This is a genomic window from Longibaculum muris, from assembly GCF_004343035.1.
Taxonomy (GTDB): domain Bacteria; phylum Bacillota_I; class Bacilli_A; order Erysipelotrichales; family Coprobacillaceae; genus Longibaculum; species Longibaculum muris.
In genome coordinates, this window is the sequence record NZ_SMCQ01000005.1 from 61,617 (window position 1) to 85,236 (window position 23,620).

The 23,620-nt window shown below is 31.0% G+C and carries 22 protein-coding genes and 11 tRNA genes; 3 read left to right on the forward strand and 30 right to left on the reverse strand.

The window, feature by feature from the left end; genetic code table 11:
* Positions 1 to 5: 5 nt before the first annotated feature.
* The 4 genes from EDD60_RS05420 to EDD60_RS05435 all read right to left on the reverse strand — a co-directional run bounded on the left by EDD60_RS05420 (position 6) and on the right by EDD60_RS05435 (position 3,852).
* Entirely contained in the window at positions 6 to 524 is a 519-nt protein-coding gene (locus EDD60_RS05420; protein ID WP_066449331.1) for a hypothetical protein, read from the reverse strand.
* Positions 525 to 590: 66 nt separating this feature from the next.
* Positions 591 to 1,367: an HAD-IIB family hydrolase gene (locus tag EDD60_RS05425; protein WP_066449328.1), complete on the reverse strand. Its 777-nt coding sequence runs from the start codon at positions 1,365 to 1,367 to the stop codon at positions 591 to 593.
* 36 nt (positions 1,368 to 1,403) lie between these two features.
* Entirely contained in the window at positions 1,404 to 2,414 is a 1,011-nt protein-coding gene (locus EDD60_RS05430) for an AI-2E family transporter (RefSeq protein WP_066449325.1), read from the reverse strand.
* 52 nt (positions 2,415 to 2,466) lie between these two features.
* Entirely contained in the window at positions 2,467 to 3,852 is a 1,386-nt protein-coding gene (locus EDD60_RS05435; RefSeq protein ID WP_066449323.1) for a polysaccharide deacetylase, read from the reverse strand.
* 90 nt (positions 3,853 to 3,942) lie between these two features.
* Between EDD60_RS05435 and EDD60_RS05440 the strand changes: the two genes are divergently transcribed.
* Entirely contained in the window at positions 3,943 to 4,491 is a 549-nt protein-coding gene (locus EDD60_RS05440; protein ID WP_066449321.1) for a hypothetical protein, read from the forward strand.
* On the opposite strand, the gene EDD60_RS05445 is transcribed toward EDD60_RS05440, so the two are convergent.
* The 25 genes from EDD60_RS05445 to EDD60_RS05565 form a co-directional block, all read right to left on the reverse strand.
* Positions 4,477 to 6,825, reverse strand: a complete 2,349-nt coding sequence (locus EDD60_RS05445; RefSeq protein ID WP_066449319.1) for an HAD-IC family P-type ATPase — start codon at positions 6,823 to 6,825, stop codon at positions 4,477 to 4,479. The genes EDD60_RS05440 and EDD60_RS05445 overlap by 15 nt on opposite strands.
* Before the next feature lie 176 nt (positions 6,826 to 7,001).
* Positions 7,002 to 7,078 (reverse strand) — tRNA-Ile (locus tag EDD60_RS05450).
* Positions 7,079 to 7,120: 42 nt separating this feature from the next.
* Positions 7,121 to 7,197, reverse strand: a tRNA-Met gene (locus tag EDD60_RS05455).
* A 31-nt stretch (positions 7,198 to 7,228) separates the two neighbouring features.
* A tRNA-Phe gene (locus tag EDD60_RS05460) sits at positions 7,229 to 7,304 on the reverse strand.
* 4 nt (positions 7,305 to 7,308) lie between these two features.
* Positions 7,309 to 7,385, reverse strand: a tRNA-Asp gene (locus tag EDD60_RS05465).
* 3 nt (positions 7,386 to 7,388) lie between these two features.
* A tRNA-Met gene (locus EDD60_RS05470) sits at positions 7,389 to 7,465 on the reverse strand.
* Positions 7,466 to 7,488: 23 nt separating this feature from the next.
* Positions 7,489 to 7,581 (reverse strand) — tRNA-Ser (locus tag EDD60_RS05475).
* 8 nt (positions 7,582 to 7,589) lie between these two features.
* Positions 7,590 to 7,665 (reverse strand) — tRNA-Ala (locus EDD60_RS05480).
* A gap of 6 nt (positions 7,666 to 7,671) precedes the next feature.
* Positions 7,672 to 7,748 (reverse strand) — tRNA-Pro (locus tag EDD60_RS05485).
* 25 nt (positions 7,749 to 7,773) lie between these two features.
* Positions 7,774 to 7,850, reverse strand: a tRNA-Arg gene (locus EDD60_RS05490).
* Between the two features lie 103 nt (positions 7,851 to 7,953).
* Positions 7,954 to 8,042 (reverse strand) — tRNA-Leu (locus EDD60_RS05495).
* A gap of 6 nt (positions 8,043 to 8,048) precedes the next feature.
* Positions 8,049 to 8,123, reverse strand: a tRNA-Cys gene (locus tag EDD60_RS05500).
* A gap of 153 nt (positions 8,124 to 8,276) precedes the next feature.
* Positions 8,277 to 9,323 carry an ABC transporter substrate-binding protein gene (locus EDD60_RS16380; protein WP_066450663.1) on the reverse strand — a complete coding sequence of 349 codons (1,047 nt, stop codon included), beginning with the start codon at positions 9,321 to 9,323 and terminating at the stop codon, positions 8,277 to 8,279.
* Complete coding sequence (locus EDD60_RS16385) at positions 9,307 to 10,116, reverse strand: ABC transporter permease (RefSeq protein ID WP_066450666.1); 810 nt, start codon at positions 10,114 to 10,116, stop codon at positions 9,307 to 9,309. The genes EDD60_RS16380 and EDD60_RS16385 overlap by 17 nt, the downstream gene beginning before the upstream one ends.
* A complete protein-coding gene (locus tag EDD60_RS05515; protein WP_066450669.1) occupies positions 10,076 to 10,969 on the reverse strand; it encodes an ABC transporter permease in 894 nt (297 codons plus the stop codon). The genes EDD60_RS16385 and EDD60_RS05515 overlap by 41 nt, the downstream gene beginning before the upstream one ends.
* Positions 10,969 to 12,012, reverse strand: a complete 1,044-nt coding sequence (potA, locus tag EDD60_RS05520; protein WP_066450672.1) for a spermidine/putrescine ABC transporter ATP-binding protein — start codon at positions 12,010 to 12,012, stop codon at positions 10,969 to 10,971. The genes EDD60_RS05515 and potA overlap by 1 nt, the downstream gene beginning before the upstream one ends.
* A gap of 11 nt (positions 12,013 to 12,023) precedes the next feature.
* Entirely contained in the window at positions 12,024 to 12,557 is a 534-nt protein-coding gene (locus tag EDD60_RS05525) for a helix-turn-helix domain-containing protein (RefSeq protein ID WP_066450674.1), read from the reverse strand.
* Positions 12,558 to 12,705: 148 nt separating this feature from the next.
* A complete protein-coding gene (locus tag EDD60_RS05530; protein WP_066450676.1) occupies positions 12,706 to 13,536 on the reverse strand; it encodes a prephenate dehydrogenase in 831 nt (276 codons plus the stop codon).
* A gap of 10 nt (positions 13,537 to 13,546) precedes the next feature.
* Positions 13,547 to 15,016: a nicotinate phosphoribosyltransferase gene (locus tag EDD60_RS05535; RefSeq protein ID WP_066450678.1), complete on the reverse strand. Its 1,470-nt coding sequence runs from the start codon at positions 15,014 to 15,016 to the stop codon at positions 13,547 to 13,549.
* Positions 15,017 to 15,131: 115 nt separating this feature from the next.
* A complete protein-coding gene (locus tag EDD60_RS05540; protein WP_066450679.1) occupies positions 15,132 to 15,485 on the reverse strand; it encodes an FMN-binding protein in 354 nt (117 codons plus the stop codon).
* 67 nt (positions 15,486 to 15,552) lie between these two features.
* Complete coding sequence (locus tag EDD60_RS05545; RefSeq protein WP_066450681.1) at positions 15,553 to 15,831, reverse strand: LysM peptidoglycan-binding domain-containing protein; 279 nt, start codon at positions 15,829 to 15,831, stop codon at positions 15,553 to 15,555.
* Between the two features lie 78 nt (positions 15,832 to 15,909).
* Positions 15,910 to 16,596: a ribonuclease III gene (gene rnc, locus EDD60_RS05550; protein WP_066450683.1), complete on the reverse strand. Its 687-nt coding sequence runs from the start codon at positions 16,594 to 16,596 to the stop codon at positions 15,910 to 15,912.
* Positions 16,593 to 17,576 carry a phosphate acyltransferase PlsX gene (plsX, locus tag EDD60_RS05555; protein ID WP_066450689.1) on the reverse strand — a complete coding sequence of 328 codons (984 nt, stop codon included), beginning with the start codon at positions 17,574 to 17,576 and terminating at the stop codon, positions 16,593 to 16,595. The genes rnc and plsX overlap by 4 nt, the downstream gene beginning before the upstream one ends.
* 66 nt (positions 17,577 to 17,642) lie before the next feature.
* Entirely contained in the window at positions 17,643 to 19,652 is a 2,010-nt protein-coding gene (gene recG, locus EDD60_RS05560; RefSeq protein WP_066450692.1) for an ATP-dependent DNA helicase RecG, read from the reverse strand.
* An 81-nt stretch (positions 19,653 to 19,733) separates the two neighbouring features.
* A complete protein-coding gene (locus tag EDD60_RS05565) occupies positions 19,734 to 20,642 on the reverse strand; it encodes an AEC family transporter (protein ID WP_066450694.1) in 909 nt (302 codons plus the stop codon).
* A gap of 149 nt (positions 20,643 to 20,791) precedes the next feature.
* Between EDD60_RS05565 and EDD60_RS05570 the strand changes: the two genes are divergently transcribed.
* Positions 20,792 to 21,562, forward strand: coding sequence for a Cof-type HAD-IIB family hydrolase (locus EDD60_RS05570; RefSeq protein WP_066450695.1), 771 nt, complete (start codon positions 20,792 to 20,794; stop codon positions 21,560 to 21,562).
* Between the two features lie 92 nt (positions 21,563 to 21,654).
* Entirely contained in the window at positions 21,655 to 22,329 is a 675-nt protein-coding gene (locus tag EDD60_RS05575; protein ID WP_066450696.1) for a DUF3298 and DUF4163 domain-containing protein, read from the forward strand.
* A gap of 474 nt (positions 22,330 to 22,803) precedes the next feature.
* Here EDD60_RS05575 and EDD60_RS05580 read toward each other — a convergent pair whose 3' ends face one another.
* Positions 22,804 to 23,616: a hypothetical protein gene (locus tag EDD60_RS05580; protein ID WP_066450698.1), complete on the reverse strand. Its 813-nt coding sequence runs from the start codon at positions 23,614 to 23,616 to the stop codon at positions 22,804 to 22,806.
* Positions 23,617 to 23,620 lie beyond the last annotated feature (4 nt).

The following is a 23,620-nucleotide window of genomic DNA, read 5'->3' on the forward strand; positions in this document are numbered from 1 at the left end:
ATTATTTATATCATATCTGGTACTTTATAATTAATTTTCAATACATCAAACCATCTTTGTTTTTTATCCATTTCACTATTTATACCATAAGCTTTATATAAAGTCGTTCCCTCTTTAACAATATACCAAACTTGATTTTTATCAGTTTTAAAGCATGTCACTCTTGAAACATCAGAAATATGTGTTTCTTTCTTCTTAACAATTTTTTCTACCTTCATACTATCAAGCAAGTCTACATATTTTTGACTCGCATTATCTTCATTATTCATATAAAAAGTTTCAAAACTTAAAGAATAGACATCTTGATAATCAGGCGTTAAAGTTCTCGTGTGACGAATGCATCCTTCATCATTTCCTGCATCGCCATATTCATCAACTTTCATACAATTAGGATATTCGGTTAAACCTAAATACTTCTTGTATTGATTGCCACTCAACACAATCACTAATGCACAAATAGCCACAACTGCAATGAATACAGATGCAATGGTTTTCACATTATGCTTGTAATGTTCGTTTTTCATAAAAAAACCTCCTTATATTCTCAGTTTATGACGATTATCATCAAATAGCAATCAAAAAAGGTTTTTTTATAAAATCCATCCAAAATGGCGACAAGCATATTCTATTCCATCATCAACACTGGCCTTTGTTACAAATGTTGCCTGGGCTTTTAACGGTTCACAAGCATTTCCCATGGCTATATTGGTCCATTCTTTTTTAAACATTACCAAATCATTAAAATCATCACCAAAAACAACAACATCTTCTTTTTTTCCATTGACTCTTTCAATCATTTTAAGGATTCCTTGATCTTTTTCATCATGTTGATAAGTTAAACATCCTGGCATAAAACGAATATGCCCTAAACTATCTTTTAATGTTAATCGATCTTCTTCCTTAGGAGAAATCGCAATATAAATCTTATATATGTTTTCAATATCTTCAAATTTCATAGAACGATTTAAAATATAACGTGTTGGTTCTTGACGATAACCAATCTGTTCAATAAAACGCTCATCTTTCATCACAACATCAATACTATCACGTGGTGATATTAAAATACCATAACCTAATCGATCAGCTTCATAGCATAATTGAACAGCCAGTTGATGATCAAGTGGTCTATTTTCAATCAGTTCATCATTGATTGTCAATGCTGCTCCACCATTACTTACTATATGATGAATACCCATCTTTTTAGCAAATTCTTTTGTCTTATAATAAGCTCGACCTGTCGCAATACATACAAAATGTCCTTGAGCTTGTAATTGTTGAATAGTCATTTTAGCACTTTCAACAATTTCACCTGTTTCTTTATTTGTAAGTGTTCCATCAATATCAAAGAAAAAATACTTTTTATCCATAATTAACCTCCCATGCTATTATATCAAATTCAAGTTTTAATGAGAAGCTTTATCCTTAGCATCTAAAATACTATAAATAATATTCATATGAATAGGTGAAAGAATAATCCCAATCAAGCCAAAGAAATATAAATGAATCATCATAGATAAAAGCAAAAGGAAGGATGGAATCTGTAATTGTTTATTCATAATTTGTGGTTCTAATAAACTCCTTACAACATTAATAATTAAATAAAGCAAAAATAAATATAGTGCTTTTAAATAAATCCCCTTAAAAAGATAAAATAAACACATAGGTAAAATAACAATCCCAACACCAATAAAAGGTAAACTATCTAAAAAAGCAGTTAATAAAGCATATAAGAGGGCATTTTGGAATCTTAAAACAGAAAAGCCTATCCAAAGAATAAAAAAACAAATCACCATTAAAATCAATTGACACTTTAAATAAATGCCTAGACTCTTTAAACATTTGTTTTTAATAAAAATAATAAATTCTAGTGTATGGTAAGGAAAAATCTGATAAAACTTCTTTTTTATACTTTCATAATCTATAACAAGAAAAAAAGAAGAAATAATAAATAATAAAAAGGAAAAAAAGAAAGTAGGAATACGATTCATGATTTGTGATAAAAAAGTCATTGTATAAAAGATACTGTTTTGTAAAAGTGTTTGCAGATAAGCCAAAACATCTTTATTTTTTAACCAATCTGCTTGATGAAAGTATCCCATTATCTCATTGAAAAATGGTTCAATAATATTGACATAATATTCAGGCCAATTTTTTATGAATTGCATAATGAAGAAAAAGCCATACGTCACAATAATCGCAAGTACAAATAGAATCATAAAGTAAAAGACAACCAATAAGATAATCCCTATAGAATGTCTTTGCATATGGATTCTTTGATCAAAATAGTCAATAAATGGTTTCATGACAAAATAAAAAAGAATTGCCAAAAGAAAAGGAAAAATAACATGCAGCATATATTTAAGAATCAAACAATAAATAATGATAATGAACAATATCATATATTTCTTTTTCATTTTATCACCACTTCATTATATGTATAAGAAAATAAAAAAGCCCTAAATGGGCTTAATTATTCACATGTTGATGAAAAACTGGTGTTGAATCATCAATAGCTTTAAATGTATATCCTTTTTTCTGATAATGTTCTATCACTTTAGGCAAAATATCTACAGTATTTTGTTTCCCATTAGCATCATGCATTAAAATCATGACTTTTTTAGCCGAAGATGATGTTGCTCTTTTTAACATTTGAGATTGACTCATATGCGCATAACCATCACCATTCTCACAATTCCAATCATAATAAATATATCCTTTTTTACCAACTTGCTTTGTAAGTTGACTCATAATTCCTTTGTTATATTTTCGTGAAATTGTATTTGATCCACCACCTGGAAAACGAATATATTTTGGGGTAAAACCAATATATTCTTTAGCTAGCTTACCAACTTTATCTAAATCTTTAAAATAAGCATTTGTTGAAGCATAAACTTTAGAATAATTATGCGAATAAGTGTGTAATCCAATGGTATGTCCTTGATCATATGCTGTTTTAATATAAGGACGATATTTTTCATTCATACCAGTTATAAAGAAAGTCGCTTTACATTGATAACGTTTTAAAATCTCTAAAACTTCTGGGGTATGGCGAGATGGTCCATCATCAAATGTTAAATAAACAACTTTTTCATTGTCTTTGGTTTTATCAACAACTTCTACTTGTATTGTTTTTTCTGATTGATTGCCTGAAACATCTTTAGCAATATATTTAACTTGATAAGTTCCTATCTTATTCGTATCTAGCTTATCACTTTCTACTTTTAAAGTTGGATTCTTATCAAAATCATCTTTAATTGTCGCTAAAGCTTTTAAATCAATTTTTTCCCCAACGACAACATTCGCATTGCCAACAATAATTTCAGGTGCCTTTTCATCTTTAACAACATTCACCTTGACTTTTTTTCTTGTTTCATTATCATACGCATCCTTAACAATCACTTCTATCTCTTGCCAACCCACTTTATTAAATTCATAGTTTTTAGCAAAAGATACTTTTGTTTGACTAGCATCTTTAATATTCTTAACAAGCTCTGATGGTTCAACTGTTTGATTTAAAGCAACCTTTTTAGATTTGACATCAAATTCAGGAGGCAATGTATCAACAACATTGACCTTCAAAGTTTTTTCTTCATCTTTATACTTATAAACAACTTTATATTCTCCAACTTTTTTAACATTCACTTGAGAACTATCTATCTTAACATCATCTTTCTTACCATCTTTAACATAATCTATGAAACGAGAATAATCAACAACTGTATTGACTTCAATCTCATGATTACTTATAAAATGGATAGATGATTGATTAATAACGAAATAACCAATTCCTATGACAAGAATTGCTATAATAATACAAATTATGGCTATAAACAACTTTTTTCGCGGTTTCATATAAATTCCTTTCTATTTTTTTACCTTTCTTCGACAAATTCTACAAAATTTTGCTCAATATATATGCTATAACTTCCAAGGGTGATTTTCATGTACATATATAATTTAAACAAAACAAACAATTCTTCTCTACCTATTTTGGATCCTGATTATAATTATGATACATTATATTCTAAGGAAAATATGCGAGATTTTTTTAAATCCATTCAAAAACCAGAACAGACAACATTTATTACTGGAATTTATATTCAATATCATATAACTCCTTATCTATATGAAAAATTTCCAGACTTTTACTATCACTTTTATCAACCAATTGAAGATAGTATTCAAGAACATTTTAATTTTGATTATGCAAATCTATATTCTGAACGTAGTGATAGTTATTTTATTGTTACTTTTAATATAACTGAACAAGAAATCAGCAACGCTATTGATAATCTCTATCAAAAGCTTGCTCATCAAACTTTTACTTATCATCAAAATGAGTGTGAAATACAACTCAAATGTGGTGTTTATTTTTCTCATGTAAGAATTAATCCATTTGATTTTTATCAAGCTTCTAAAAAGCAGTTTGATGAAATTCTTTGTAAAGAACAGTCTTTTTTATCTTTACAAAATCTTTTAATGGTGAGATAAATAGACATCATATCTTTTCATAAAATAGTGAATCATTTTTCTTAACAATCCAATCACGAAAACTGCACTTGCACATAGTGGAATAGTCCAAATAACGCGCCAATTTAACAATGGATAAATTTCAAAGAAATTTGGCATAATCAATAAAATACAATAAAACAATATTGTTATGACGCTTGCAAGTGTCATACGTAAACGATTGAGTGGCATACACACAATAAATACAACTAAAAAACTAATGAATCCAGCAACCAAGAAATAATAAGTTGAATACATTTTAGCATCAAAGTGTAACCACTGACCTACAAACCCAATTGCCAACATATAAATAATCATTGTTAATGCACAAGGTAAAGCAGTTGAAACAACATGGCGTAAAAAGCCTTGTGATGATAACACTGATGAACGTTCTAAGGTTAATAAGAAACTAGGAATACCAATAGCTAATCCACTAATTAAACTTAATTGTAATGGCGTAAAAGGATAACTCATTCGTAAAGCTGCAAAAATTAAACAAAGTGCTGTTGAATAGATGGTTTTTGTTAAATAAAGTGAACTGACTCTTTCAATATCAGCAATAATTGCGCGGCCTTCTTTCACAATGGCTTGCATAGAAGCAAAGTTAGAATCTAACAAAACGATATGGGCCGCTTGTTTGGCGGCATCACTTCCAGCTGCCATAGCAATTCCGCAATCAGCATCTTTTAAAGCCAAAACATCATTCACACCATCTCCAACCATCCCGACAACTTGACCAAGAGCTTGGCAAGCACGGATAATTTGTTGTTTTTGTTCAGGTTTTACACGCCCAAAGACACGATAATGAGCAACTACTTTTTGTAGTTCTTCTTCATCATTTGGTAAGGTTGAAGCATCAATATAACGCTCACCATTCTTTAATCCAGCTAAACATGCAACACGTGATACAGTCATTGGATTATCACCAGATAAGATGCGCATTTCAACTCCAGATTTTTCAAAAAAGGCCAAAGTTTCTCTTGCTTCTTGACGAATGCAATCATGAATTAAAACAAGTGCTACTGGAACAACCTGACCAATTTGGCTTGTTTGTTCATCAACTAAGTCAGTTTGGACAAGCAATAAAACACGTAATCCTTCTTTTGAGTAGGTTTCTACCTGTTTTAAAACAGGATGATTTTCAGGTAATAAGTATTCAGGTGCTCCCATTGCATAAGCACCTTGTTTTTCAAAGCAAACAGCGCTCATTTTACGCTGTGACGAAAACGGAATCAGCGTTTTGACATCATAACCCTCAACTCTAGAAAAATGATGTTGTAAAGCCAATTGCGTCGCATTAACAGCATCAAAACTATAGGCCATTGCACTTAAGACACGATTAATCTCATCAATATCTTGTTTGATTAATGGTATGATTTTTTCGACTTCTAACTCCCCTGTTGTTAGTGTACCCGTTTTATCTAAACATAGCACATTAACTCTAGCAAGGGCTTCAATAGCTTCCATCTCTTGAATTAAAGCCTTTTTCTTGGCTAACTTACCCACTCCAAGAATAAATGATAAACTTGTCAATAAAACCAAGCCTTCAGGGATCATCCCAATCACACCACCAACAGTCTTAACAATCGCTGATGCCCGATCATCAGGAAAAGCTGCAAGTTGTGATATAAACAAAACCAAACCAACCGGAATAATCACAACACTTAAAACTTTAATCACTTTGCCAATCGCATCTTTCATCTCTGAAGATGCTTTATTTTTATGTTTAGCCTTATGAACAAGCTGAGTCGAATAATTATCATTTCCTACTCTAACCACCTGTGCATAGGCGCTTCCAGCTACAACAAAGCTACCTGCAAGTAATTCATCTCCATGATTTTTCTTAACTGGTTTTGATTCACCAGTTAACATTGCTTCATTCACTTCTAAACCTCGTGACTTTAAAACAATACTATCTGAACCAATCTGATTCCCACTTTCAATATAAACGACATCATCAACAACCAATTTTTCAACTGGAATAACTGATTCTTGATGATTTCTGATAACTTTAACCTTCTTAACTGTCACAACAGTTAATTGATCTATAATCTTTTTAACTTTTAACTCTTGATAGATTCCTACAACAGCATTTACAATCACAACAACCATAAAAGTTAAATTTGTCCATCGACCAGTCGATAAAATAATCCCAGCTAAAAAGACATTTAAAATATTGAAATAAGTCAATGTATGTTCCATCACAATCTGTTTCTTTGTCTTTGAAATATTATCATGTGAAACATTAACTTGTCCATTATCAATACGTTCTTGCACTTGTGAAGTTGTTAATCCAAAATTATCTATTTTTTCCATATCATCTTCCACCCACGTCAACAATATAACATACCGTTATGAATATTTTGTGTATCTAATCACAAAAAATTAGTATACTTATCATACCATATTTTCCCATAAAATTATAGTTAGATAAAATAAAAAGGCTGAAATCATATTGAATCATCAATACAACTTCAACCTTGAACATTCAATGGTGGACCCTGAAGGACTCGAACCTTCGACCGATCGGTTATGAGCCGATAGCTCTAACCAACTGAGCTAAGGGTCCTTGATAAAATAAAAAGTGGTTGATCACCACTTATAAGCTTAATGGTAGCGGGGAAGGGATTCGAACCCCCGACCCACCGGGTATGAACCGATTGCTCTAGCCAACTGAGCTACCCCGCCATGTAGTGAATCGTTTTTGTTTTTAAAGTAATGGTGGTTCCGGCCGGAATCGAACCAGCGACACGAGGATTTTCAGTCCTCTGCTCTACCGACTGAGCTACGGAACCATAATGGCGGTCTGGACGGGACTCGAACCCGCGACCTCCGCCGTGACAGGGCGGCATTCTAACCAACTGAACTACCAGACCATTTGGTTGCGGGAGAAGGATTTGAACCAACGACCTTCGGGTTATGAGCCCGACGAGCTACCAGACTGCTCCATCCCGCGATATGTAATATTCTTTTTTTAAATGGCGGAGGTTGAGGGATTCGAACCCCCGCGGGACTTTCATCCCCTGTCGGTTTTCAAGACCGATCCCTTCAGCCAGGCTTGGGTAAACCTCCGCAATTAATGGTGGAGCTTAGCGGGATCGAACCGCTGACCTCCTGCGTGCAAAGCAGGCGCTCTCCCATCTGAGCTAAAGCCCCATTAAATGGTCGGGAAGACAGGATTTGAACCTGCGACCCCCTGGTCCCAAACCAGGTGCACTACCAAGCTGTGCTACTTCCCGTTCAATTCATTTTTCAAAACTCAATTGGCGCGCTAGGCAGGAATCGAACCCACAACCTCTTGATCCGTAGTCAAGCACTCTATCCAGTTGAGCTACTAGCGCATCTCTTTAACAGCGCCTCTATACTATATCATATCCGCTGTTCTTTTGCAACACTTTTTTTACATTTTTTTCAAATTCTTTTTTTGAAGAATTTTTCAAGAAATGGTGCCCAGGGCCGGAGTCGAACCGGCACGGATTTTAAGGTCCGCAGGATTTTAAGTCCTGTGCGTCTACCAATTTCGCCACCTGGGCAACAGTTGGAGGTTCCAGCCGGACTCGAACCGACGATGACAGAGTTGCAGTCTGTAGCCTTACCAACTTGGCTATGGAACCGTTTTTGTTTCTCTCTTTCTGTTGCTCAACTAGTATATAATATTTTTTTAATGATTGCAAGACCTTTTTGACATTTTTTTCTTTTTAATTTTTGCAATCATAAAAAAATAAAGTTCTGATGGGCTTTTTTTCATCAGAACTTTTTTAATTTTTTTATTGTGCTTTGACTTTTGTCCAGTATGAACTATACATTTCTTTGATGTTTTGAGGCTGATAGGCAAACACTTCATCATTTTTGCCCATTCTTATCCCATATGCACTAATTCCGTCAAAATCGCCTTCTGAGGCCTCTTTAGCGGCATTGACATTAGAAGTTAAGTATCCTACTTCTAACGTATTATTTAAAGCATTCTCATCATTAATCATATAATTAATAAATTCCATGGCTAATTTTGTTTCTTTACAATCTTTACTCACGACAAAACCATCAAACCATATGTTTGTTCCTTCTTCTGGCATATAAAATCCAATATCCGAATTTTCTAACATAACCGATGCTGCATCACCTGAATACATAACAGCCATAGCCTTTTCACCATTTTTCATAGCATCAATTGTTTCATCTGTTGCATAAGTTGGATCCATTGTTTGACGTTGTTCAACAAGCCATTGATAAGCATCTTTGACTTCTTTTTGATTCGTTGTATTCATAGAATATCCTAAAGCCTTTAAAGCCACCATAAAAGAATCTCTTTCTGAATCATACATATAGATATTTCCTTTATACTTAGGATTACGTAAAACTTCCCATCCAGCTTTTAAATCTTTTTCTGAAACTTGTGTCTTATCATAAACAATTCCAACATTCCCATAGAAATAAGGAACCCAATAATCATTATTCTTATCAAAATTTTGATTTAAAACTTTACTATCTAAACTTGATTTAGATGTAATCAAAGACCAATCAATCTTTTGTAATAGATTTTCTTTAATCAAACGTTCAATCATATATTCAGAAGGAACCATAATATCATACTTGTTTCCTCCTAATAATTTTGTATACATTGATTCATTAGAATCAAATGTTTCATAAATAACTTTACAATCAAATTCTCTTTGAAAACCACTAATCACATCAGGATCAACATATTCACCCCAGTTAAAGACTCTTAAAGTATGAGAATAGCTACGTGACCCACATCCACTTAACATTCCAACCACAAGAGTTAATGCTAAAATAATTTTAAGATGACGCTTCATTTATGCTTGCTCCTTTCTTTTTAACAATTAAATATGGAATAAATGTTCCAATTAACAATACCAATAAAATAACAATTAAAACAATCGTCGATAAAGCATAAATACTTGGATTCATACGTTTAGACATGTTATAAATAACAATTGAAATATTTTCAACACCATTACCACTAACAAAATAAGAAATAACAAAATCATCAAATGACATAGTAAAGGCTAATAATGCTCCCGCAACAATCCCAGGTTTAATTTGAGGTAAAATAACCTTCATCAAAGTTTGAAATGGCGTTGCCCCTAAATCCATTGCAGCATCTGCTAAATTAGGATCTAATTGTTTAACTTTTGGATAAACATTTGTAATAACATAAGGGGTACAAAAAGCAATATGAGCCAATAACATCGTCATATAACCTTTATCAATATTAATAACTGAGAAAAAGATCATTAAAGAAATCGCTGTTACAATTTCTGGATTCATGATAGGTAAATTATTAACCTGTAAAATCGTTGTTCTTATAACCTTCTTAGACTTCGTTAAAGCAATTGCTGTCATTGTCCCTAAAATTGTTGAAATAACCGTTGCTAAAATCGCAATACTCACAGAAACTACCACAGCATCTAATAACTGTAAATTCCCAAATAATGACTCATACCAGCGTAAAGAAAAGCCTTTAAAGTTAGATAATGACTTGGCACTATTAAACGAGAAAAATGCCATGACAATTAAAGGAAAGTACAAAAATGCTAAACATAAACTAATGCAAAGTACTTTTACGTATTTTCTTTCTTTTACCATTTCTTCTACTTCCTCCTTCCTCATCTTCATTAGACATATTTGTACGCTTCTCAGCCTTATAAATAAGTGCCATCAAAGCAATAACAATAACGGCTAAAACAAGTGAAACTGCACTACCAAAATGCCAGTTTCCAACTGTAATAAATTGTTGTTCAATGAAATTACCAATCAATGAATATTGACCGCCACCTAACATCTTAGGAATAACGAAGGCACTAATTGCTGGTAAGAATACCATTGTTACCCCAGTTAGCACTCCACTTAATGATAGACGAAAAGTAATCTTAAAGAATGTTTGTACTCGTGATGCCCCTAAATCCATAGAAGCCTCAGTTAAAGACTTATCCATATTTGTAAGAGATGTATGAATAGGCAAAATCATAAATGGTAAAAAGTTATAAACCATCCCAATTACAACTGAAAAATCAGTATACATCATATGCATCTTGGCAAATCCTAGCGCTTGCAAGGCATGGTTGATCAAACCATTATTACTTAAAATACTCATCCATGCATACGTTCTCATTAAAAGATTAATCCATGTTGGAATGGTAATTAATAAAATTAATAATGTTTGAGTTCTTTCTTGACACTTTGAAATCATATATGCAATTGGATATCCAATCAATAAACAAATCACGGTTGTTAAAATACCCAAAACAAAAGAACGCATCAATACAGATAAAAAGATTGGATCAATAAATCTAAAGAAATTATCTAAAGTAAATCGAAAAGTTGTAATTTCTGTTCCTTTTGCAGTAAAAGCATAAAACGCTATTAACAACATAGGAACAATTGTTAAAACAAATAACCAAAAACAATATGGTGAAACAAGCTTCTTATACTGTTTCATTAATATGTCCCCATCTTTTCCATGACATGAATATCTTCAGGCCAAAAATCAAGATTTACTTTCTTTCCAATTTCACTCATATCTGTTGTATGAACTTTATACATACGTTCACTTGTTTCTACCATAATTTCATAATGCACACCTTTAAAGATAATTGAAGATACAACACCTTCTATCTTTCCTTGACCAACTTCAACAATATCTAAATCTTCTGGTCTTAAAACAATATCAACTTCTTGTCCCTCATCAAAACCTTTATCAACACAAACAAATTGTTGTCCATCAAATTCAACTAAGAAATCTTTAACAAATATTCCCTCAACAATATTAGATTCCCCAATGAATTGTGCAACAAAACGATTTTCAGGTTCATTATAAATATCAGTTGGTGTTCCAATTTGCTGGATTGCCCCATCATTCATAACGACAATCGTATCTGACATTGTCAGTGCTTCTTCTTGATCATGAGTCACATAAACAAAAGTAATCCCGACTTCTTTTTGAATATTCTTTAATTCAATTTGCATTGTTTTTCTTAATTTTAAATCCAAAGCTCCTAATGGTTCATCTAATAATAAAACCTTAGGTTCATTAACCAATGCTCTAGCAATTGCAACACGTTGTTGTTGTCCCCCAGACAATTGTGAAATATTACGTTTTTCAAATCCCTCTAATCCTACCAAAGATAAGATTCTTAAAACTTTTTGTTCAATGACATCTTTTTCCATCTTTTTAATTTTTAAACCAAAAGCAATATTATCAAAAACATTCATATGGGGAAATAAGGCATATTTTTGAAAAACTGTATTAACTTCTCGTTTATAAGGTGGAAGTGTTGAAATATCAATTCCATCAAATAAGACTTCCCCTGAACTGGCTTCTTCAAAACCAGCAACAATTCTTAATGTTGTTGTCTTTCCACAACCACTAGGACCAAGTAAAGTCATAAATTCATTTTCATGAATATCTAAATGAATGCCTTTTAAAACCACTTGTCCATTATACTCTTTTGTTAAATTATCCAATTCAATCAATTTTTTCATTTCATTTCCTCCTAAAATAATGGTGGTGTAGAAACCCAAATTACTTTTGCTAAAGTATCATAAGGATTTTCTAAATAATGTGTTCTTTTTCCACTGAGATAAAAAGTTTCACCTTTTTTTACAATCAATTCCTTATCACCATAGTGTAATTTAACTTTCCCACTAATGACATAACCAAATTCTTCGCCATCATGAGGTTCCATCTCCATTGAATTCTTCCCTTTTTCAAGTTCAATTAAAATGGGTTCCATCGCATTTTTTTGTGCATTAGGCACAATATAAGAAATTGTAAAGTCATCTTGCATATTAACAAAATAATCATCTTTTTTAAAAACAATTTGTTCTTCTTGTGTTTCATTAAAGAAATCATGCAAGGTGGTGCCTAAAGCTTCTAAAATATCCTCTAAGGTTGCGATTGAAGGGGATGTTAGGTTTCTTTCAACCTGTGATAAAAATCCCTTTGTTAACTCACTCCGATTGGCTAATTCTTCAAGTGTTAACTGATTAGCAATGCGCAATCTTTTGATTTTTCCTCCAATATTCATAATCTCTCTCCTTTGTTTAGTAATACCAAACTTCGTGTTTAAATCTACAAAACATAATTATTATACAAAATATGACTAAAATTGCAACATATTTTTAAACAAATTGTTTAATATATTAAACTATAGAATTTAAAAAAAGTAACCTCAGTTACTTTTCTAGTTTTTCTCTACGTTGTGATGACTTTTCAAACATTGTTTTTAAGGCTTGTTCATCTTGATTGATTAAAGCTAATTTTAATTGATCAAATTCTTTTTCAAAACGCTGCATTGAAGCTAACAGATAGTCACGATTGTTTAAAAAGAGTTCTGCCCATAAATCTGCATTAATATTTGCAATTCTTGTTAAATCACGGAATGAATCTCCAATATATTTACCAGTTTCGTATTTTTCATCATCACTATTCATTAATGCAACAGCAATGGTATGAGGCAATTGAGAAGTAAAAGAAATGATTTCATCATGAGCATAAGGGCTCATGATTTTTACGCTCTTAAAGCCTAATTTTGAAACAAAATCACACATATAGGCAATCTTTGTTTTATCATTTTGAGGATGTTCAATCACAATATAATTGGCATGATAGAAAACTTCTTTGCTAGCATAAGCATAACCTTTTTTCTCACGTCCAGCCATTGGATGTCCACTGATATATTCTACATCTTTATCGATAATCGATAAGGCCTCTTGTAAAAAATATGATTTAATTCCTACAACATCAGTAACAATACTGCCTTTTTTAAAAGTATGATTTTTAATAAAATCTAAAACCAAAGAAGGATATAGACAGATAATTGTCATATCACTTTTGGCAATAATATCATGTCCATCGACATATCCTTCTTTAATATAACCTTGTTTCTTGGCAAGGGCTAATGTTTCTTCATTACAATCCACACCATAGACATCATAACCTAAGCCATGCATAGCTTGGACATAACTTCCACCAATCACACCTAGTCCTACTACTGTAATAATCATTTGGCACCTACTATTCTGTTTTGCCACCTTCGGCTAACATTTTTAATTTATAATCTAATAATTTCTTAGTTAAATCAACATAATAAATATGAGGGTATTCTAAACGGAAAACTTCATCCCATAATAAAGCTTTTTGTTTTGTCGAATAAGCTCTAATTTCTTCTAAACTATACTCTGGATAAACACATTTTCCTTGATCAAAAATCAATTCTTGTAATGGTACAATTTCATAAGTTCCTGCATAAAGAGTTTTATTTTTCCATGCATCTGATTGATGATAAATTGTTAAATCTTGTCCTTCATCTAAGATTTCATCATGGAAAGCAATGATATCAGCAATTGCTTTATTGGTTTCTTTTTCAATTAAACGATAAACTTTTTTGTATCCTGGATTGGTAATTTTTTCAGTATTTTCTGAGATTTTAATCTTTGGAATAATTTGACCATCTTTTTCTACAGCAGCCAATTTATAAACTCCGCCAAAAACCGGTGCTGATTTAGAGACAATCATGTTTTCTCCGACTCCAAAAGAATCAATTTGAGCGCCTTGTTCTAAAACGGAACGGATTAAATATTCATCCAATGAATTAGAGACCGTAATTTTACAATCATGTAAACCAGCCACATCTAACATCATTCTTGCTTTCTTTGTTAAATAAGCAATATCTCCACTGTCTAAACGAATTCCAGCTAATCTTTTTCCCATTGGTGCTAAAACTTCTTCAGCCACTCTAATTGCATTAGGAACCCCGCTCTTTAAAGTATCATAAGTATCGACTAATAAAACACATGAATCTGGATAAATCGTTGCATATGCTTTAAAAGCTTCAAATTCACTATCAAATGATTGAACAAAAGAATGTGCCATTGTTCCTAGTACTGGTACGCCAAAAGCAACTCCTGCAGATGTTGTAGCTGTTCCAGCAACCCCACCAATATAAGCAGCACGTGCACCATAATGTGCCCCGTCATACCCTTGAGCACGTCTTGCTCCAAATTCCATAACTGGTCGCCCTTTGGCTTCTTGACAAACACGATGTGCTTTTGTTGCGATTAATGATTGATGATTAATTGTAACTAGTAAGAAAGTTTCGATTAATTGTGCTTCAATTAATTTTGCTTTAACAGTCACCAATGGTTCATAAGGAAAGACTGGCGTTCCTTCTTTGACTGCATAAATTGTTCCGGTAAATTTAAAGTTTCTTAAATAATCAAAGAAATCTTCATCAAAAATATGTAATGATCTTAAATATTCAATATCCCCTTCACTAAAGTGCATATCTTGAATCGCTTCAATTAATTGTTGAAGTCCAGCAAAAATAACAAATCCACCATTATCTGGATTTTTACGATAGAACATATCAAAATAAACAATTTGTTCTCCTTTTCCCATCTTAAAATAATTATATGACATTGTTAATTCATAAAAATCCATAATTAAAGTAATGTTTCTTTCACTACTAACATTCATTTTTTCCATTTTAATGCCCCCTGTATCATTTTTACTATCATATACCAATTTATCAAAAAAATAAAGTTTTTTTGTGTATTGACACCTTTATTGTCAGAAAAAAATCCTTATATTTGCATAAGGATTATCGTTTTGCTTCTTCAAAAGCTTTTTTTACAGCATCTTTGAGAGCATGTGAAGTTTTAGTTGCTCCTGAGACGGTATCAACATCATACTTATTATTGTCTTTCATGTTTGATATCATCTGTTCTATAGCAACTCCACCAATCGATGGTGTTTCATTATGTTCTTTTACAACAACATCTTCTATCTTATCGTTTTTGATAGTTGTTGTGACTTGGAATTCACCACCATAGCCATTGGCTATTGTTTCATATTCACCATCTTTGTAAGTCGTTTGTTTGACTGTTTCTTTTTTCTTTTCATTTGCACAACCACATATCAATAATGATAAACATAGGATCATGATTTTCTTCATTTTTTCTACCTCCTATTTATAGTTTTCGCTTGATTTAAAAAGTTATGCAAAAAACCTCATAAAGAGGTTAAAAATATAAATCATAAGATTGTCTTTGATATGGTTGAGGCAATGGTTTTACTTTTTGATAAACAATTGGAATAAGCAATTGTTGGTCTGGATGAATCATCATATCATCTTTTAAGTTATTCATTGCTTGAATCCATGCGACCTCACTATTAAACGTTTTTGCTAAACGATAAACATTGTCACCTTTATTGACACTATATAAGATAATTTCACCCACTTTTGGATATGTGATTCTTTCATTTTCATACATATTGTCATACATATATGGATTATACATTTTATCCCTCCTAAAATAACCTATGCCAATAATGAATTTGTGTCTAGGCGAAAAAAGAAAAAAACGAGATTTCTCTCGTTATTTATTCGTTGCCATTTTATTTAATGCATCTTTTGCCGCTTGTTGTTCTGCACGTTTTTTACTTGTTCCCTTACCAATTCCTAAACGCATATCATCCATCATGACAGCTACAGTAAATTCTGGAGCATTGGATGGTCCTGAGGTTTCAAGTAATTCATAAGTCACTGTACGGCGTTGATCAGCTTGAATTAATTCCTGTAATGTTGTTTTATAATCTGTAATATCATCATAGTCTAAATCATTAACATGTTGATAGATTGTTTCTTCTAAGATTTTAATGACTTCTTCTTTTCCACAATCTAAGTACAAAGCACCAATAAAAGATTCAAAAATGTTTGCTAAAACACTTTCTCTATCTCGTCCTCCACTTTTTTCTTCACCAACACCTAAATAAAGTAATTCTCCAAGTCCTAATTCTTTAGAAAAACGAGCTAGCGATTCTTCGCGGACAAGCTTACTACGTAATGTTGTAAGAGTTCCTTCAGGAACATCGGGGAAAAGTTTAAAAATAAATTCTGATACATATAATTGTAAAACAGCATCACCCATAAATTCTAGACGTTCATAGTCCTTTTTCATATGATGTGATTCATTGGCATAAGAAGCATGGGTAAATGCTTCTTTATATAATGAAAGATTATGAAAAGGAATTTGTTCTTTTTGTAAGAAATCTAATATTTTCATTTTTCACTCAATCCTTCTTTCATTTGGGTAACAACATCTAATTTGACCATTTGATAAGCTAAATCCATTGCATTAGCAAATGCCTTAGCATCACTTGCACCATGAGCTTTGACAACTGCTTTTTCAAATCCTATCATTAAAGCCCCACCAACAGATTTATAATCAAATTGATCTTTTAAAGCATATAGAGATGATTTAGCAAACAATGCACCAATTTTCCCACTTAATGATGACATCATACTTTCTTTAATCATCTTCATCAAAATAGAAGCAGCTCCTTCACATGTTTTTAAAGCAATATTTCCACTAAATCCATCAGTAACAATAACATCGCAATCACCTTTTAAAATATCTCTACCTTCAATATTCCCAATAAAATCAATTTTATTTTCTGATTCTAAAAGTTGATATGCCTTTTGATGAACTTCATCACCTTTTTTATTTTCTGTTCCAATATTTAATAAAGCAACTTTTGGTGAAGCAATACCTCTTATATTTTTTGCATAAATATGTCCCATAATTGCAAAATCATGTAATTGTTCTGGGGTATTTTCAGCATTCGCTCCAACATCCAATAAAGCAACACCTTTTTGATTATATGTTGGTAAAACAGCCATTAAACATGATTTTTCAACACCTTCAATACGTTTTAAAAATAACATAGCACTTGTATAGAAAGCTCCTGTGGAACCACAAGAAACCACCCCATCAACAATTCCATCATTAGCTAAAGTCACTGCTTTGACCATGCTTGAATCTTTTTTACGACGTACTGACATAATTCCAGCATCCATTGGAACAATATCTCTAGCATCAACAATATGAATACGTTCATTTGATTGTAATTTTTCTAATTCTTCAGCTTTTCCTGTGACATAAAGTTCAACATCCTGATGGCTTTGCATGAACTTTTCACAAGCCTCTACAACAATACTGCTTCCTAAATCGCCACTCATGGCATCTATTGATAATTTATACATATGATAACTCACTCCTTGTTTTCTACCCTATTATACATAACTATTTATATTTTTCAATGTTTTAAATCAATCAACATACTGATTATTCTCTTTTAAACTTTCTTTAATCTGATTCATAAAATGCAAATAACCACCTTGATGAAGATAATCGTCAATAATTTTCATTGCATCTTCTCTAGCAACGCTTAAGATAGGAAAATCTTTTAAGACATCTGCCACCAAGAAAGTTGGTAAACCACTTTGCTTATTTCCCAAAACTTCACCCGGACCTCGCATTTGTAAATCATACATTGATATTTCAAATCCATCATGACTCTTTTCCATATACTTTAATCTTTCAATGGCTTCTTTAGATGTTGATGAACTCATCAAATAACAATAAGCTTGTTGACTTCCACGACCAACTCTCCCACGCAATTGATGGAGCTGACTCATCCCAAAACGTTCAGCATTATAAATCACCATCATATTGGCATTTTTGACATCAACTCCTACTTCTACAACAGTTGTAGAAACCAGAATTTGAATTTCATTTTTTTGAAAGGCTTGCATGATTTTTTCTTTTTCTTCATCTTTCATCTGACCATGTAATAAACCAACCTGATATTGATTTTTAAAATAATTTTGCATTGCTGCGGCTATTTGTGAAGCACTTTTAGCCTCAATCGCTTCGCTATCTTCAACAAGTGGACAAATCACATAACATTGACCACCAATTGCCAGATAGTCTTTGAGCTGTTTTAAAATAGGTTTCATGGATGATGATTTAATATATTTTGTTATAACGGGTTTTCTGCCTACTGGCATTGTTTTTATAGTTGAGACATCCATGTCACCATACATAGAAATGGCTAAAGTTCGTGGAATTGGAGTTGCACTCATAATCAAGAAATCAACTTGCTTTCCTTTGTTTTTCAAGGCTTTTCTTTGTTCAACACCAAAACGATGTTGTTCATCTGTAATGACAAAACCAAGTGATGCATATTCAACCTTTTTTTGAAATAATGCATGTGTTCCCACAACAATATCAATTTCATGATGACTGATTTCTTCATATAATTGATTTTTTTCTTTCATTGATAAAGAACCTGTCAACAAAGCAATTTTTACATCAGTTGCTTTAAAAAAGTCACACAAAGTTGCATAATGTTGAGCTGCTAAAATTTCTGTAGGTGCCATTAAAGCCCCTTGATATCCAGCTAAATAATTGGCATACAAAGCCACACTACTAACAACTGTTTTACCGCTTCCTACATCACCTTGTAAAAAGCGATACATCATTTGAGAACTCTTTAAATCTTCAATGATTTCTTTAATGGATGTTTGTTGATCTTTTGTCAATTGATAAGGTAAAGCTAAAATAAAATCTTGTAATTTCATTGTATCAAAACTTTTTGCTATACCTGTTTCCTGGTTTCTTTGTTGTTTGATAAATTGCATTGTTAACTGGAATTTTAAGAATTCTTCGTATTTTAAATATCTTAAGGCTTGTTTAATATCATTTTGAGTTTCAGGGAAATGAATATTATATAGAGCACTTTCTTTATGAATGAGTTGATGTTTGATGATATATTCTTCAGGGACATATGAAATAATCTGTCCTTTTAAATGCTGAAAAGCTTTTTTGACATATTGTTGAAAAGCTTTTTGGGTCATTCCTTCTTTAATTGAATAGATAGGATGAATGCCATATAGTTCACTTAGTGGTTTGATTTTTATGTCAGTTGCTGTAATTTTATCATTTTGACATCTACCAATGATAGTCATAGTCGTTGACATTTTTAAGTATTGTCTTAAAAAATGTCGATTAAAAATAGTCACTTGATATTGATGAAGATAGTGATCTTCTACCATGAATGACATTCTTGACATTTTCCCTTTAAAGAAGATTTTTGTTGGTGAGATAATTGTTGCTTCAATAATGATTTTATCATCTTCGTCATTGGGATAAGTTTCTTCAATGATATCATAACGATAAGGATAATGATTAAGGACATCTTCTAAAGAAGTGATATTCATAGTTTCTAGTACTTGATATCTTTTTTCAGTTGTTTTTAATAATTTGATATCTGTCATTATCCCACCACCTTGTTACCTATTTTACATGAAAATATGAAAAAAAGATACCCAAAGGTATCTTAAAATACATTATTTCATCTAAATAAACAATAACAACAAGACAACCATGCATACAATTGAAACTAAAATACTCAATGAATTGGCAGTTGCTGACATATCTCCTTGATATCCTATTTTTCTAGTAAATACAGCTGAAACAGTTGATAAAGGTGCACAATATGCCATAATCATAATCTGTTTAGCTAGTAATGGAATAGGAAGGAATAATGTTAATAAAGAAACAACAATTGTTCCAACCATTCTTAAACCAAGAATCTTAAAAACATTTTTAGCTTCTAATGGTGAAACTTTTATCTCTAACATTAAACCAATCATTAACATTGCTAGAAAGCTATTACCTGCCCCAATTGTTGAAGCTATAGTTAAGATTGGTGAAGGAATTTGCAGTTTAAAAATTGCTAAAATAAAAATTAAGACATAAACATCAAAAGGAATCGATGAAAATAATTTTTTAAACAATTCCTTAATATCAAAATGATTTTCTCCACTAGCCACATGATCAGCTACAGCATAAGTCATTCCTAACCCCATCAAAGCATTCCCAATATCAAAAGAACACAAATAAACAACTCCCATCCCAGGAAAGAAGCTTTGAACAAAAGGTAAAACAAAATTTCCTATATTATATCCAGATGTATTGATCATAAAAGCACCTTTCATTTTCGCATCATCTTTTATACTTGCTATGTAACCAATTATCATCATCACAACATTAGATATAATTCCAATCGCAATAAGTATAAGAATTGTTGCATCTAATTCTATTCCATTAGCACTTGTTAATAAAGCACAAGGTAAAGTAATATTCATAATAATGGTCGCTACAACATTAGCATCTGACTTCTTTAAAACATCTACCTTTTTTAAAGTATATCCAATCACAATAATCAATATAAATGTCAATGATTTTATCAAAACATCAAACATATCTATCCCCACACTTTCTTTTGATATTATAGCAGTTGCTTAAAAGAATGCAAAAAAAATTCAAATTATGAAAATAAATTCAAAACATGAAATTCACTTTTTATAAATGCATGCTTAATGATATAATAAAAACATATGGAGGTTAGATTATGACAAAAGCAATATTTTTTGATATAGATGGTACTTTGGTTAGTTTTCAAACACATCAAATTCCTAATTCAACTTTTGAAGCTTTAAAAAAGCTTCAACAAAAAGGTATAAAATTATTTATAGCAACGGGGAGAGGAAAAGATGGATTAGATGTTTTAAAAGATTTCCCTTTTGATGGTTATATTACCTTAAATGGACAATATTGTTATACTCAAGATAAAATCATTTATGAAAACACAATTCAAAAAGAAGATTTACAAGCTTTACTTGATTATTTAGAAAAATATCCTTTCCCTTGTGGCTTCACTGAAGAACATACCAAATATTTCAATATGCGTGATGAACGAGTTGATGAAATTCATCGTATTACTCATAATGATGATCATCCTGCTGGTGATTGTTCTCAAGTGATTCATCATAAGGTTTATCAATGTATGTGTTTTGTAGATGAACAAGAAGAAAAAGCATTATTAAAAGTTATGCCTCATTGTATTTCTGCTAGATGGCATCCTTTGTTTTGTGATGTTTCTCCAGTAGGTGGAACAAAACAAAATGGAATAGATCAATTTTTAAAATATTATGATATTGATTTATCTGAAACAATGGCATTTGGAGATGGTGGTAATGATATTCCAATGTTAAAACATGTTGCAATATCGATTGCAATGGGAAATGCTAATGATGATGTGAAAGAAATTGCTAATTATGTAACTAATGATGTAGAACATGATGGTATTATTCATGCATTAAAACATTTTAATTTGTTATAAAAGTGTATGAAGTCAGATAACAAAACCAAACTAAATTGATAAATAGTTGCTTATGATACAAAAACTATTTATCAATTCATGAGGTGAAATTTATGAAATCTTATTTAAAAAGTTTCTCATTATTTCTTATTTGTTTTCTGCTTCTTTTTTCATTACAAAATGTTTATGCCATTTGCCCAGTTCAACTCATTGTCAAAAAAGAATATCATTTTGAAAGTCCAGGTACTTCAACAACTGTAACTATTCCTGAAATAAAAGGTATTGAAGATTCTAAAGTTGCAAAGGAAGTCAATCAATTAATACAAGACTCTGTTGATGATTATTTACAACAAGTGAAGGAATATGATCAATCTTATAATCAAATGAATGATTCTCAAGTTAAAAAATGGCTTATTGATATCAATTATCAAACTTATTATGCAGATTGTAATTTCATATCTTTTTCCATTAATTCAACTCAAATAAATGCATCTTCCTATCTTCAAAAAACCTTTTTAAACATTGATTTAAAAACAGGAAAACTGCTTACAGTAGAAGATTTTATTGGAAAAGACTATCAAAAAATTATTAAAGATGAGGTCCAAAGACAAGCTAAAGATGATGAAAAGAATCAACAATTCATTTATTTCAATGATGCAATTGAAAATCTAGAAATCACAAAACAACAACCTTTCTATATTAATAAAGATAAACAAGTCGTTGTTGTCTTTAATGAATTTGATATTGCTCCTGGATATATGGGAATGCCTGAATTTATTATTCCTTAATAACATGTATCATAAGCCAAGAAAAATAAAAATGACAATAAATATCACTATAATGATACTCATTGTCATTTTTTCTTTCAAAAAAAGCAACCCAACCAATGAGTTGCTTTAATATATAATTATGTATTTAATTTTTCAGTTAAATATTGATGAAATACATCCATTTCTTCTTGAGTTAATATTTGTATACTCTTTTGTTTTTCATCTACTTTTATATTTTTAATACTGATTGTTTGAAGATGATATTCATCTTGAGTGTAGACAAATACTGAGCATAAAACATATCGAATTGTGTATAAAGTATTATGAGATAGTTTATCTTTATTTTCTTTATTATAAAAGAATTGATCAACATTATTACTTGTAATATCTTCTACATTCTAATCATAAAAGTAAGCACGATGTTTTTTTACTCATCAACCATTCCTTAGAAATATCTTCAAACTTCTTAGATAACATTTTCTTATTGCATTTCTAGATTTCTGTTTTACTCACTAAATATTGACTATCTAATGTTAAATCATCAATCATTCCAATGACTGGATTATCATCATCATAATCTACTGAATCATATTTATATGCATATAATCGTTGTAATGCCTTAACTACAATATGATATTGTTTTTCTTCATTGGTTAATTCTTCATAATTTTCAAAATAGATTTGTTCGATTGGAACTAAGTATTCAAATTTATAGAATTTGCTATTGGATATAAAATCTTCTAATAATTCATCACTATTGACAAAAGAAAAAAGATATCCAAATAATTCTGGACCATCTTTTACAATTTCATATATTTCATTCTTTTCTATTGCATCACTAAATGCAAATCCTTTAAAACTATAATCTTGATAATTAGATCCTAATACTTGTTTTAAAAAGATACTTGAATAATCATTTAATTCACTTAAATTAATTTCTTTTTCATTTAAATACATTCTTATATATTGATCATATTTGAATGTAAAGCCATATCTTTTTAAGAATCTAGATAATGACGTATCATTACATAACACTTTATCTAAACTATATCCATTATCATCTTTATTATCATTTAATCTTCTACTTAAATGATAAAAGTTTACATAATCAATATTTATACATAAATGTTTTTTTACATAATCCATAAAGTAATCATATTGATCATCTAGTATTATAACGGAACGTTCTTTTTGAAACTCGATATAGCAAATATCAAGCAAATCATTTAAGTCATCTTTACAAATATTTAAAGCTTCACAAATTGATTTTACCATCATTATTTGTAAAGTGGTGTTTATATACAATGTA

What these genes read in the sequence shown, in the direction of transcription:
- EDD60_RS05420 (WP_066449331.1), bottom strand. Translation starts at nt 524, where the DNA reads ATGAAAAACGAACATTACAAGCATAATGTGAAAACCATTGCATCTGTA.
- EDD60_RS05425 (WP_066449328.1), bottom strand. Translation starts at nt 1,367, where the DNA reads ATGGATAAAAAGTATTTTTTCTTTGATATTGATGGAACACTTACAAAT.
- EDD60_RS05430 (WP_066449325.1), bottom strand. Translation starts at nt 2,414, where the DNA reads ATGAAAAAGAAATATATGATATTGTTCATTATCATTATTTATTGTTTG.
- EDD60_RS05435 (WP_066449323.1), bottom strand. Translation starts at nt 3,852, where the DNA reads ATGAAACCGCGAAAAAAGTTGTTTATAGCCATAATTTGTATTATTATA.
- EDD60_RS05440 (WP_066449321.1), top strand. Translation starts at nt 3,943, where the DNA reads ATGTACATATATAATTTAAACAAAACAAACAATTCTTCTCTACCTATT.
- EDD60_RS05445 (WP_066449319.1), bottom strand. Translation starts at nt 6,825, where the DNA reads ATGGAAAAAATAGATAATTTTGGATTAACAACTTCACAAGTGCAAGAA.
- EDD60_RS16380 (WP_066450663.1), bottom strand. Translation starts at nt 9,323, where the DNA reads ATGAAGCGTCATCTTAAAATTATTTTAGCATTAACTCTTGTGGTTGGA.
- EDD60_RS16385 (WP_066450666.1), bottom strand. Translation starts at nt 10,116, where the DNA reads ATGGTAAAAGAAAGAAAATACGTAAAAGTACTTTGCATTAGTTTATGT.
- EDD60_RS05515 (WP_066450669.1), bottom strand. Translation starts at nt 10,969, where the DNA reads ATGAAACAGTATAAGAAGCTTGTTTCACCATATTGTTTTTGGTTATTT.
- potA (WP_066450672.1), bottom strand. Translation starts at nt 12,012, where the DNA reads ATGAAAAAATTGATTGAATTGGATAATTTAACAAAAGAGTATAATGGA.
- EDD60_RS05525 (WP_066450674.1), bottom strand. Translation starts at nt 12,557, where the DNA reads ATGAATATTGGAGGAAAAATCAAAAGATTGCGCATTGCTAATCAGTTA.
- EDD60_RS05530 (WP_066450676.1), bottom strand. Translation starts at nt 13,536, where the DNA reads ATGATTATTACAGTAGTAGGACTAGGTGTGATTGGTGGAAGTTATGTC.
- EDD60_RS05535 (WP_066450678.1), bottom strand. Translation starts at nt 15,016, where the DNA reads ATGGAAAAAATGAATGTTAGTAGTGAAAGAAACATTACTTTAATTATG.
- EDD60_RS05540 (WP_066450679.1), bottom strand. Translation starts at nt 15,485, where the DNA reads ATGAAGAAAATCATGATCCTATGTTTATCATTATTGATATGTGGTTGT.
- EDD60_RS05545 (WP_066450681.1), bottom strand. Translation starts at nt 15,831, where the DNA reads ATGTATAATCCATATATGTATGACAATATGTATGAAAATGAAAGAATC.
- rnc (WP_066450683.1), bottom strand. Translation starts at nt 16,596, where the DNA reads ATGAAAATATTAGATTTCTTACAAAAAGAACAAATTCCTTTTCATAAT.
- plsX (WP_066450689.1), bottom strand. Translation starts at nt 17,576, where the DNA reads ATGTATAAATTATCAATAGATGCCATGAGTGGCGATTTAGGAAGCAGT.
- recG (WP_066450692.1), bottom strand. Translation starts at nt 19,652, where the DNA reads ATGACAGATATCAAATTATTAAAAACAACTGAAAAAAGATATCAAGTA.
- EDD60_RS05565 (WP_066450694.1), bottom strand. Translation starts at nt 20,642, where the DNA reads ATGTTTGATGTTTTGATAAAATCATTGACATTTATATTGATTATTGTG.
- EDD60_RS05570 (WP_066450695.1), top strand. Translation starts at nt 20,792, where the DNA reads ATGACAAAAGCAATATTTTTTGATATAGATGGTACTTTGGTTAGTTTT.
- EDD60_RS05575 (WP_066450696.1), top strand. Translation starts at nt 21,655, where the DNA reads ATGAAATCTTATTTAAAAAGTTTCTCATTATTTCTTATTTGTTTTCTG.